13 protein-coding genes and 1 rRNA gene are annotated in these 11,671 nt (G+C 49.0%); 6 read left to right on the forward strand and 8 right to left on the reverse strand.

Annotated features, from left to right (window positions below; translation table 11 throughout):
* Positions 1 to 10 precede the first annotated feature (10 nt).
* Positions 11 to 1,180 (forward strand): A/G-specific adenine glycosylase, encoded by a 1,170-nt coding sequence (gene mutY / locus EWH91_RS11300; protein WP_240697347.1) that lies wholly within the window; start codon positions 11 to 13, stop codon positions 1,178 to 1,180.
* A 46-nt stretch (positions 1,181 to 1,226) separates the two neighbouring features.
* On the forward strand, positions 1,227 to 1,388 hold the full coding sequence (locus tag EWH91_RS11305; protein ID WP_129930146.1) for a gamma-type small acid-soluble spore protein: 162 nt from the start codon (positions 1,227 to 1,229) through the stop codon (positions 1,386 to 1,388).
* Between the two features lie 108 nt (positions 1,389 to 1,496).
* Here EWH91_RS11305 and EWH91_RS11310 read toward each other — a convergent pair whose 3' ends face one another.
* The 8 genes from EWH91_RS11310 to EWH91_RS11345 form a co-directional block, all read right to left on the reverse strand.
* Positions 1,497 to 2,129, reverse strand: coding sequence for a response regulator (locus EWH91_RS11310; RefSeq protein WP_129930147.1), 633 nt, complete (start codon positions 2,127 to 2,129; stop codon positions 1,497 to 1,499).
* Positions 2,122 to 3,165 carry a sensor histidine kinase gene (locus EWH91_RS11315; RefSeq protein ID WP_129930148.1) on the reverse strand — a complete coding sequence of 348 codons (1,044 nt, stop codon included), beginning with the start codon at positions 3,163 to 3,165 and terminating at the stop codon, positions 2,122 to 2,124. The genes EWH91_RS11310 and EWH91_RS11315 overlap by 8 nt, the downstream gene beginning before the upstream one ends.
* Positions 3,162 to 3,896 (reverse strand): cell wall-active antibiotics response protein LiaF, encoded by a 735-nt coding sequence (gene liaF / locus EWH91_RS11320; protein ID WP_129930149.1) that lies wholly within the window; start codon positions 3,894 to 3,896, stop codon positions 3,162 to 3,164. Before liaF ends, EWH91_RS11315 begins: the two co-directional genes overlap by 4 nt.
* A gap of 112 nt (positions 3,897 to 4,008) precedes the next feature.
* The gene (locus EWH91_RS11325; RefSeq protein ID WP_129930150.1) at positions 4,009 to 4,656 is read right to left on the reverse strand and encodes a PspA/IM30 family protein; all 648 of its coding nucleotides are present in this window, start codon (positions 4,654 to 4,656) and stop codon (positions 4,009 to 4,011) included.
* 23 nt (positions 4,657 to 4,679) lie between these two features.
* Positions 4,680 to 5,018 (reverse strand): lmo0954 family membrane protein, encoded by a 339-nt coding sequence (locus EWH91_RS11330; RefSeq protein ID WP_129930151.1) that lies wholly within the window; start codon positions 5,016 to 5,018, stop codon positions 4,680 to 4,682.
* A gap of 115 nt (positions 5,019 to 5,133) precedes the next feature.
* Complete coding sequence (locus tag EWH91_RS11335; protein WP_129930152.1) at positions 5,134 to 6,216, reverse strand: FUSC family protein; 1,083 nt, start codon at positions 6,214 to 6,216, stop codon at positions 5,134 to 5,136.
* Positions 6,217 to 6,389: 173 nt separating this feature from the next.
* Positions 6,390 to 7,682, reverse strand: coding sequence for a glutamate-1-semialdehyde 2,1-aminomutase (locus tag EWH91_RS11340; RefSeq protein WP_129930153.1), 1,293 nt, complete (start codon positions 7,680 to 7,682; stop codon positions 6,390 to 6,392).
* Between the two features lie 300 nt (positions 7,683 to 7,982).
* Complete coding sequence (locus EWH91_RS11345) at positions 7,983 to 8,609, reverse strand: NUDIX hydrolase (RefSeq protein ID WP_129930154.1); 627 nt, start codon at positions 8,607 to 8,609, stop codon at positions 7,983 to 7,985.
* Positions 8,610 to 8,726: 117 nt separating this feature from the next.
* Between EWH91_RS11345 and EWH91_RS11350 the strand changes: the two genes are divergently transcribed.
* The 4 genes from EWH91_RS11350 to EWH91_RS11365 form a co-directional block, all read left to right on the forward strand.
* On the forward strand, positions 8,727 to 9,725 hold the full coding sequence (locus EWH91_RS11350) for a zinc-binding dehydrogenase (RefSeq protein WP_129930155.1): 999 nt from the start codon (positions 8,727 to 8,729) through the stop codon (positions 9,723 to 9,725).
* A gap of 30 nt (positions 9,726 to 9,755) precedes the next feature.
* A complete protein-coding gene (gene bcp / locus EWH91_RS11355) occupies positions 9,756 to 10,223 on the forward strand; it encodes a thioredoxin-dependent thiol peroxidase (RefSeq protein ID WP_129930156.1) in 468 nt (155 codons plus the stop codon).
* A gap of 368 nt (positions 10,224 to 10,591) precedes the next feature.
* Positions 10,592 to 11,026, forward strand: a complete 435-nt coding sequence (gene perR / locus EWH91_RS11360) for a peroxide-responsive transcriptional repressor PerR (RefSeq protein WP_129930161.1) — start codon at positions 10,592 to 10,594, stop codon at positions 11,024 to 11,026.
* 521 nt (positions 11,027 to 11,547) lie between these two features.
* A 16S ribosomal RNA gene (locus EWH91_RS11365) occupies positions 11,548 to 11,671 on the forward strand; the annotation flags it as partial.

The raw sequence follows: 11,671 nt of genomic DNA on the forward strand, positions 1-11,671 counted from the left end.
AGGGATATATATGGAAAATGTGGTGAAAAAAATGACAGAAGTGTGTAAAATAGAACCTCGTGCAGAACCTTCCTGGCAATTGAAGAAATCAAATGGAGTGAAACCTGTGAATCCGGAATTTATTCAGTCATTTAATCATGATCTTCTGTCATGGTTTCATCAGAACAGCCGGGACCTGCCCTGGCGGCGTACAAAGAATCCGTATTATATCTGGATTTCCGAAATCATGCTGCAGCAGACCCAGGTGGATACGGTGATCCCGTATTATCAGAAATTTATCGAACGTTTTCCAACTATAGAAGCACTTGCTCATGCGCCTGAAGAAGACGTTCTGAAAAGATGGGAAGGGTTGGGTTATTATTCAAGAGCGCGCAATCTTCAGGCGGGTGTGCGTGAAGTCGCGGAGAAATACGGGGCACAGGTCCCGGATGAAAAAAAAGAACTGCTCTCGATCCGCGGAATCGGTCCCTATACAGCCGGTGCACTGCTCAGTATGGCATTCGGTGAACCTGAGCCGGCAATAGACGGCAATGTGATGCGTGTCATGTCCCGTATTTTTCTCATCGACGCGGATATTGCCAGGGCGCGGACACGAAAACTGTTTGAGCAGCGGGTTGCTGCATTTATTGCCGAGACTGATCCATCCGCATTTAATCAAAGCCTGATGGATCTTGGCGCCATGATCTGCCGCCCGAAGAACCCGAACTGCGGCGCCTGCCCGGTCAGGAAATACTGCAAGGCATATGAAGAGGGCGTGCAGCAGGATTATCCGGTAAAGAGCCGGGCAAAAAAACCACGTCTGGCAGATTACGCGGTTTTACTGATCAGTGACAGCCGGGGACGTCTGATGATCGAGAGGCGGCCATCAACGGGTCTGCTCGCCGGACTCTGGCAGTTTCCGATGATCAGCATGACCGGTCACGGAAAAGGCCATGTCAGGCGGTCTGCGGAGAAAACATTCGGGACGCGGTGTGATCTGCATAAAACTTCTTTTACCTGTACCCACAGGTTCTCACATCTGATCTGGAACCTGTCTCTTTATACCGGGAAACTGGATGAAGCGGATAAAATGGGAAACAGGCACTGGGTCACGCCTGAGCAGCTGGAGCGGTATCCTTTTCCTGTCCCGCATCAGAAAGTCATTGAATGGATGAAAAAAAATTACAGCATGAACTCATAAAATATCGAAAAGTTGGCAAGTCTAATGGTCGTGGAGGTGATACTCAATGGCTAAGAAGACAAATGCGGGCACGAATGTTGAACAAGTGAAAAAGCAAAATGCCCAGTCCCAGTCCGGGGCAGGTCAGTTCGGCAGCGAATTTGCCAGCGAAACAAACGCTCAGGAAGTTCGTCAGCAGAACAAGAAATCTCAGCAAAACAAACAGTAATCACCTTACATTATCGAAAAGCACCCCGCCTGTGAGCAACAGGCGGGGCGCTTTTCATACCATTACATTAAAAGCAAAGAAATGTTCAAGGATTGCAGGGCCATGCTGTCAGTGGCACAGATTATGCTGGAAGGCATAAATGACGGCCTGCGTCCGATCCTGAACCTCCAGTTTACTCAGGATGTTACTGACGTGCACTTTGACCGTTTTCAGGGCTATGTAAAGTTCATCGGCGATTTCCTGATTGCTTTTTCCCTTTGCCATCAGAAGAAGCACTTCCATTTCACGCTTCGTCAGCGACTCATGCAGGGCCTTTGGCTGCCGGTGATTCATTCGGGCGATAACTTTTTCCGTCACCTCAGGTTCAAGTACAGACTGGCCGCCATAGGTTGTCCGGATCGCATCGGCAATTTCAGAAGCTTTGGATGTTTTGAGCAGATAGCTGGTGGCTCCGGCCTCGATTGCCGGATAGACCTTGTCGTCATCAAGAAAACTCGTGACAATAATAATCTTTGCTTCCGGCCACCGGGCGATAATCTGTTTGGTTGCTTCGATGCCGTCCATCTGATCCATGACCAGATCCATGAGGATAATATCCGGTTTCAGGTCTAAAACCATATCGACGCCTTCGCTCCCGTTTGACGCTTCGCCGACCACATCGATATCCTGCTGAGCAGACAGATACGCCGAGACCCCGATCCGGACCATTTCATGATCATCGACAAACACAACTCTAATCATTTCCCTCATCCTCCTTAAGTACAGGAACCTTGACCTCAAGGCTCGTTCCCTTTCCCGGGACACTGACCAGTTTCAGCTGGCCGCCGATCTGCGATGCGCGTTCTTTCATATTCTGGAGCCCGTACGATCCGGGCTTCGTCTCTTTTGGCCGGAATCCGGTACCGTCATCCGTCACCCGCATAATAATCCATTTTTCACGACGGATCAGAAGCACGTCAAGTGACTTCGCCCGGGCGTGACGGAGAGTATTGGATACCGATTCCTGGAGGATTCGGAACAATTGATCTTCAATTCCTTTTTCCAGTGTGATCGGTTCAATGTGCCAGCTGATTTTCATCGGGACTTTCTGCCGGAGTTCTCCCAAAAGACCCTCCATCCCGTCTTTCAGCGCCTTACCGTGAAGCTGAATCGGACGGAGATGGAGAAACAACGCCCGCATTTCAAGCTGCGCCTGATGAATCGTTGCCTCAACCAGTCTGAGCTGCTTTGATTCCGGATCATCGACAGAGGGCCGCAGCTCGTTAATTGTTGACATGAGCATGGATGCGGCGAACAGCTGCTGGCTGACCGAGTCGTGCAGCTCGCGGGCAAGACGGTTACGTTCTTCAGAGACAATTTTCTCTATGGCTGCTTCTTCAGCTTCAGCCTTCGCATTGGACATTTTCTGCACCTGTTGAGCCTGAAGAGCCATCTGTCCGGCCAGCCTGCTCAGTCGCCCCTGAATATTTTCCAGTTCTTCAAGATGCGGCGCCCCGGATACGTCCGTTGCAAGGCCTTCTGTCAGACCGTCCACAGCGTCACTGACTGACATGAGTGCATTCCGCCAGAAAAATCCGGAAAGCACACCGGCCGCTGCACCTGCCGACAGAGCGAGAACAGGAACGATAAAGACAAAGGGAAGATTCCATATTTGCCGCCTCCAGAGCAGGGACCAGTCATCGATCGGGAAGGCAAACAGGTAAAGCACTGAAAACAGAATCAGAAAACCGAATGCGAAAAACACGCCGGTCAGTATCTGCCTTTTCATGGCCGTCATATGCGACGCACCTCCAGGTTACCGGCTACGCCAGAGACGAAAATTTTCACTTTCTGTTCGGCCTGTGCATAGTCTTTTGTCTCGAAGGTGAGGGATGAATTGACCAGCTGCGGTATTTTTCGGTCAAAAAATTGAAGCTGACCGAGAACCATCGAATACTGCAGGGCCGCTTCGACACCATAAGGGACGAGAATACGGACGCGCCCGGCAAAGTGACGAATAAAGATCACTGACTCCTTCTTCGGGAGTATCGTCCGGCTGAGATCAATCAGCGTGTCCCCGGCACCTGTCTGGATATTGATATCCTGCCATTCGTAATCTCCGTCAGGGGTCTTCTGATACCCGAACCATTTATTTTTCAGGAGCGGGGTCCCGGATACCGTTTCTGATCCTGCTTCATCGTCTGCATCCGGATGAAATGCCGGGAAAATGTGTTTCGGATGTTTTTTGTTCTGAACAAATTCATAGACCAGGAAAATAAGCAGGATCAGAATCACTAATTTAAAGACAATCAGGTTCACTACGGTGAAAATAAGCCCGGCGATCCCAATCCAGAAAATGATTTTTCCCTTCCTTGAGGGAGTTTTATTTTTTCCATAATAGACCATGGCGCCGAAGAGGGCGGCCGGGAAGAGAAATCCCCAATCGCCGAATACGGCCTGAACAATAATCAGTATCAGTCCGCCGATCAGTGTCCAGCTGTATTTATCGTTTCTGAACTGTTCGAACAAGGGGATCACCTGCCTTCCCGGGGCGTTCCATTATGTACAAGAGAAAAAGGCGCCTGATACGCCTTTTTCATTTTATCAGAGTGCCACTATGTCTGCCACAGCCGTTTATTGCTCAGGATCGGGCTTCAGTACCCTTTTTCTCCAGCTCGCGTTCAATCTGGCGGATCCGCGCATCAATGGTGTTATGATGATAATCCGCGTTCACTTTCTGCTCCAGACGCTCCAGGTACAGTTCACTTTCTTCGAACTTCGAGAAAGACTGGCCGAACGCCTGGTCCGGACGGATCACATGATCGATCCGCCGGCTGGCATTGGCGATATTTTCACGGCTCATCAGTTCCATCCTTTTCAGATACATATCCTTCAGCTTACGCTTCATGTCCGCGTACTTCTGTTCCAGCTGATCAATCTGGCGTAGGTTTTTTTCATACGCCGATTTTAGACGTGTCGCTTTTTCTGCGTAGTCCTGCTGCTCTTTGCGTGCGAATCCGGCGAGTTCTGTTTCGGCAGCGTGTTCAGCGATATCTGCCTGGTGCTCACGTTTTGCCGCCATGTCCGCTGCCTGATGATATTCTTTCATGAAAGTGTCTTTCAGAAGATACTGGCGGTCGATCAGTTCACGGACACGCTTCACTTCCTTTTCACAGCGGCGCAGATGCTGATTCAGCATGGCAATCGGATTTTTCTGTTCCTTCTGGTCGAGCAGATCATTCAGATCAGCTGAAATGGAATCTTTGATACGGGTAAAGAGGTTACTCATTTTCATTCGCTCCTTTTTTTCATTCAGTGCATTTCTTTCCACTGTTTTTCAAAGTTGTCGAAAGGATCTGCAGGTTCTGCTTCTTCCTTTTTCTCTTTATTCCAGAATTTGTACACGAAATAAAGGCCGGCGAGTGCAACGATACCGATGATGGCCGGAACGTTTCCGATTGAGAAGCACAGGGCAATCAGACCGACCGCTGCCCAGAGGATTTTGCTCCCGGTCTCGCCTGACCGGATGAATCTTCTGAATGCGAACCAGAGGACAGCCAGGCTGACGACGAGTCCGATAAGCGGGCCGATCTGGGTCAGCAGAATGATCAGGCTGACAGCTCCGAGTACGAAAAGCAGAAATTTTTTCATGAATTGTGTCCCCCTTTCCATGACTTAAGTGTATAAAAAAGGCGGAGGCCGGGTAATGAGCCTCCGCTGTATTTCAATTTAGGACTTAAGGCGTATGGGAAAGAAACAGATTAGATTATCCCGGCCTGCCGTTGATCCGGATCCGGTTTTCTTTGCGATGCCAGGTCTGAAAGCTGTTTACAAGTGAATCGAGATGTTCGACATGCTGACTGTATTCGGTCAGTGCGGATATCAGTGGCAAAACATCTATCCATACCCCGTCGACGGGATCGGCACAATGGCGCGCAAAAGCAGAGACGACGCCGCTTTTATCCCGGCCACTGCTTTTTGCCTGCTCTTCATGGCGTTTACGCCTGATTTTTCCGTCATACATCAGCAAAATCCGTTCGTGGTAGTCCATCAGAGCATCCAGATGTGCTTTAAACATCTGCCGGAAATCAGCAGGAAGCTTGCGCCAGGCGTTTTCCTGCCGATCGAGGAGGTCAAGCATACGATGCAGCCGCCCGGTCGTCCGGATCATTTCCCGGAACAGGACACACCGCCTGAATTTCACCAGCCGTATTTTGCGTGAATAAACGCGTTCTTCCTTATACCAGTGATAGTAGTCTTCTATTTTCAGCTTCTCCCGGTCAAAGGCCGTCCGTTCGCTTTTTATTTTTGTATTGTCCGACGTCCCTGCGCTGAGCAGCCGGACCCATTTGAAAAGTCCGCCGGTCTGTCCGAGAATTGACTGGTAAAGGCTGTCTTCATATTTTGGCGGCAGGAGCAGGATGTTAATCAGAGTTGCCGAGCCAACACCAATGCAGATCAGAGCGAAACGTCTGAAGGCTTCAAAGATAAAAGCAATCTGGTCATCCATCCCGCTCGACATAATGAAAATAACGGTGATCATCGTCAGTGTAAGCGTGTTATTCAGACTGAATTTCAGATGAATGGCAATCACTGTGACGACGGCAAGACCAACGGAAATCGGGTGATCACCAATCAGAATCATAAACAAAATCGCAATGACGGCACCGATCAGATTACCATAGATATTATTGATCATCGCCCGGAAAGAGCGACGGACAGAAGGTAATGTGGTTGCGGCAGCGGCAACACCGGCCATAATCGGAGGCGTCAGCTGAAACAGATCGGCGATCATCAGAGCGATAGTAACGGCTATTCCTGTCTTCAGGCTTCTTGCACCCAGATGCATCGTCCATCCTCCATAATTTTTTATAAAGAAAAACGCAGGCGGGCCAGTTACAGGCGTCAGAGACCTTTTTCTGATCCTTTTTCCTGCAAAGACTGACTGCTTTTTCGCATAAAAAAAGGGGCGTCTGCCCCTCAATTCCGTCCGGGTTAAAGCATGCTCAGCTCGGGCGGTGATTATTTTGCAAGTTCTGAAAAAGCATAATCAACAGCATCAAGTGTCTCATCAATATCTGCTTCTGTATGTTCAGTCGTCAGGAACCAGGCTTCATATTTTGATGGCGCCAGGTTTACACCTTTAGACAGCATCAGTTTAAAGAAGCGGCCGAACATTTCCGTATCTGTTTTTTTCGCTTCTTCATAGTTTGTCACTGGATGATCGGAAAAATACAGGGTCATCGATCCGCCAATTCGATTGATTGCAATCGGCAGATGATATTTCACGTTCAGTGACAGGATGCCTTCTTCCAGCTTATGACCGAGTCTGTCCATTTCTTCGTAGACGCCGGGTTTCTGAAGAACTTCGAGGCAGGCGATGCCGCTCGCCATGGAAAGCGGGTTACCGGCCATAGTACCGGCCTGATATGCCGGGCCGAGCGGTGCGACTTCATCCATGATTTTCTTTGGTCCGCCGTAAGCACCAATCGGCAGACCGCCGCCGATGATTTTGCCCATCGCTGTCAGGTCGGGAATCACGCCGAGATAATTCTGAGCACCACCGTACATAAACCGAAATCCGGTGATGACTTCGTCGTAGATGACAATCGCTCCCGCCTGGTGTGCAATTTTATTAATCGCTTCAAGAAATCCCGGTTTTGGCATCACCATACCGAAGTTGCCCACAATCGGCTCAACAAGAACGCCGGCGATATCATCGCCCCATTTATCAAAAGCCTGCTGCAGGGTGTCGACGTTGTTATAGGGAACCGTGATCACTTCATGGGCCGTACTTTCCGTCACACCGGCTGAATCCGGGGATCCAAGTGTGGAAGGTCCGGAACCGGCGGCAACAAGTACCAGGTCAAAGTGGCCATGATAGCTCCCGGCAAATTTTAAGATTTTCTTTCTGCCTGTATACGCACGGGCGACACGTACCGTCGTCATAACCGACTCGGTACCGGAATTGGTGAAGCGTACTTTATCCATCGAAGGAATGGCTTTTTCCAGCATGACCGCAAGTTCGGTTTCCAGTTTTGTCGGCGTCCCGTACAGAACGCCGAGTTCAGCCTGCCTCTTAATGGCTTCCGTAATGTGCGGGTGGGCAAAACCGGTAATAATCGGCCCGTAAGCCGCCAGGTAATCGATATACCGATTGCCGTCTTCATCCCAGAAATAGGCGCCCTTTCCTTTCTTCATAAAAACCGGAGCGCCTCCGCCAACCGCTGCATACGCGCGGGAAGGACTGTTGACTCCTCCGACGATATGTTCCAGTGCTTCCTGATAAAGTTTTTCTGAAGTGCTGATGTTCATGAAAAAATCTCCCCTTAGTTTCTTTACTTCTTTACTTCTTTTTCCCGCATGAACGGGCAGTAAGACCCTGCTTCAGGACATGAGGGTAAACGAGCAGGCTGAGGCGCGCAGCAGCCGGATGGGTTCAACTGACAATCAGCAGAGGATGACGCGGGCTAAAAGCGATGGCGCTGTCGCAGTGCCTGCACGGGCACATCCTGTGTCCGAAAACTCTCCGCTGACCGACGTTTCACTTTATCTGAGCGGGCATATCCAGTATCCGCCAAATGGATGATTTTAACAAGAGTCAGACCGGTCTCGTTATTCAAACATTCTGTGATTGATTAGAGAAACAAAATGTTCGAGAATGCGGGCGGTCAGTCCCCAGATCGTCCGGCCCTGATAGTCATAGAAGGGCTCAATAATCTTTCGCGAACGGAAAGGGTAATTTTTACCTGAGACAATCCGCTCGAAGGGAAAATCCTGATCAGGATCGGCGGAAAGGGAGAGCGGGAACTTTTCCGGCATCTGTTTCATCAGCCAGGGCAGCGGAATCGTGAAGACTTCCGCTACCTCGTCCGGATTCGGCCTGATCGGTACGTCGGCATCGATCACCCCGACAAACGGATAAATAAACAGATCCGGTGTCGCAATGCAGGTCGCCATTCTGCCGATCACGGTGATCGCTTCTTCCGGTACGCCCAGCTCCTCACTCGTCTCCCGGATAGCCGTTCCGCGGAGTGAGCTGTCTATTTTCTCGCTGCGCCCGCCCGGAAAGCAGACATCACCCGGCTGCCTTTTCAGGTTCATCGAGCGGACTTCAAGAAGGAGGTCCCATGTATCCTGATCGGGGATCAGCGGGATAAAGACGGATGTTTTCTTTGCCGTATCTTCCCCGATAATCATGCCGTCATTTTCAATGCGTCGTTGAATACTTTTTAAATCCATGTCCTCACCTTTGAAAATCCAGTTTCAACTCATTTTACCATAATCCATGGCGATATAAATGCCGTTTAATTTGTGTATTGATGCCACTTTTGAGAGAATAGACGTGAGGTGGTCAAAATGAGAGCATTGGTTCATGAAGGTCACGCGGGTTTTGAAGGGCTGCACTTTCGAAACGATTTCCCCGAACCTCAGCCTGGCCCGGGTGAAGTAAAAGTCGCACTCAGAGCTTCCGGTCTCAATCATCGTGATCTGTTTGTCGTTCAGAAACGCCATCAGGCAGGTGATCCACCGCTGATTATCGGTTCAGACGGCGCCGGTGTCGTTACTGCGACAGGAGAGGGTGTCACGAAAGCACGGGTCGGTGATGAGGTGCTGATCATCCCTGCTCTGCGCTGGGAAAAGGAGTCTCCTGCCCCCCCTGCAGATTTTGAGATTCTCGGACTGCCTGACAACGGGACGCTTGCGGAATATATCGTTGTCGCTGAGTCTCAGGTGACCGCAAAGCCTGAATATCTGTCGTGGGATGAAGCTGGTGTGCTGCCCCTGTCTGCACTGACCGGTTACCGCGCGATGTTCACCCGCGGTGCCCTGAAGGAGGGGGAAGCCGTATTTATTCCTGGTATCGGGAGCGGCGTTGCTACATATATGCTGCAGATGGCAAAGGCTGTCGGGGCAAAAGTCATTGTATCCTCACGCAGCACAGAAAAGCTGGAGAAGGCAAGGGACCTCGGTGCCGATATCACGCTGGAAAATGATCAGGACTGGCAGAAAGCCTTAAAAGGTGAGACGGTCGATCTGGTCATTGAAAGTGTCGGAGCCGCGACGTTTCACCGTTCGCTCGGCCTCTTGAAGGAGGGCGGAACGGTCGTTGCTTTCGGTGCATCGGCGGGAGACATCATTCAGCTGGATCTGCGACAGTTTTTCTACAATCAGTGGAATCTGCACGGATCCACTTTAGGCAGTATTGAGGAATTTTTACGGATGACGGATTTATTCCGTAAAAACAAAATCAGGCCCGTAGTAGATGAAGTCGTCCCCCTGGAACATGCCGGAGAAGCGCTTCAGAAACTGAAGGCGGGCACACAGTTTGGAAAGATTGGTATTCGGATTTCCTGAAAAACATAATCAAACCAGGAGGCATTGTTGATGATTGAAGAAGGAACGGAAGCACCGGATTTTACTCTTCGGGCAACCGGCGGAGAAAATGTAACCTTGTCAAAATTGAAGGGAAGGAATATTGTTCTGTATTTCTACCCGAAGGACATGACACCGGGTTGTACGAATGAAGCGTGCGATTTTCGTGATCAGAATAAAATGTTTAAAGACCTGGACACCGTCGTCATCGGTGTGAGCCCGGATCCGATCGAGAAGCATCAGAAGTTTACAGCGAAACACGATCTGCCGTTTACCCTTCTCGCAGATATTGATCATACCGCAGCGAAGCTGTACGGAGCCTGGCAGAAGAAAAAGAATTTCGGCAGAGAGTATATGGGTATTGTCCGCTCAACGTTTGTGATTGATAAGCAGGGCAAGGTCGTAAAGGTCTGGCCGAAAGTTAAAGTATCCGGACATATTGCCGATGTTTATCAGTTTGTAAAAGAAAAATTGAATTAATTCGGAAGTAAATGCATCACTTCCCTTTGGTAAACCGGACGTTGTTCATTGTCCGGTTTTTTCTTTACTTATTGTTAAACAGATCTTTTCAGATACAGGCGCAGTTGAGAAAAAGAATTCGGATACACATCGAAAAATCGGTATATGATATACATAATAATATGATCCGGTCCGGACACAATCTGGAAAAACATGGCGGACAGACAGACTAAGTGCTCTGCATTGACAGGACAGGCATAAACAGGATAAACTGAAAATGAATTGTAACCATTTTAAGGTGATAATTTATATTTGATAACGCTATCTGTCTGAAAGCGAGGTGCGTGACGGTGGATACAGGAACGGTGAAAGTTGATAAAGCCATTGATATGCTTAAAAACTCCGGTGTTCGAATTACACCGCAGCGCCATGCGATTCTGGAATACCTTGTGGTTTCCGGTTCGCACCCAACTGCTGATGAGATTTATAAAGCTCTGGAACATAAATTTCCTAATATGAGTGTTGCGACGGTTTATAACAACCTGCGTGTTTTTAAAAAGACAGGTCTGGTTAAAGAACTGACCTATGGAGATTCGTCAAGCCGTTTTGATTTTTCAACCAAACAGCATTATCATATTATCTGCCGCAAGTGTGGAAAAATTGTAGACTTTTATTATCCGGGACTGGATGAAGTTCAGTCTCTGGCGGCTCAGGTGACAGGATTTAAAGTCGATTCGCACAGGCTGGAAGTGTATGGTATCTGTCCGGAATGTCAGCATAAAGAAGCCATTCATACCGACGATCCGGATACCGTCGGAAAATAGAGTAAGGCATGTTCCCGATGGAAGTCTGAATCAATGAGATGAATGTGTGAGATTCAACCAGGCTCCTGATTTCAATTCCATTGGAGCCTGGTTTTGTTGATTGATTATATTCTGGCGGATTTTGCTTTACTGATTTTTACGATCAGGTATTGACGATCGATAAAATCCATGTTAGATTATATATCGTTGTCTTTTGGCGGGAACATCAAACATGTTCTTTCAGCGACAGATTGACGGATTGATTTAAAATTTCCGGTTGACTTGTCTGAACGAACATGATAAGATTTTTCTTGCCCTTTTCGACAGACAGTGAATGTTTCGTCTGATATTTTTCAGGTGTTGACATCATTCCTGTTTGATAGTATAATATTAGAGTTGCTGTTTGAATGTTCCTTGAAAACTGAACAAAAGCCAAGCGTGATTTGAGGGGGTTATCCCCTGATCAATTCAATTTGCTATGGATCTTATGAACGAAAAAAGTCTGACCCGGATGCCGAAAGGGATCCGGAAGAAGCAACACTTTTTTGGAGAGTTTGATCCTGGCTCAGGACGAACGCTGGCGGCGTGCCTAATACATGCAAGTCGTGCGCACAGAGGGGAGCTTGCTCCCTGAGGTGAGCGGCGGATGGGTGAGTAACACGTGGG

This window comes from Sporolactobacillus sp. THM19-2, from assembly GCF_004153195.1.
GTDB lineage: Bacteria > Bacillota > Bacilli > Bacillales > Sporolactobacillaceae > Sporolactobacillus.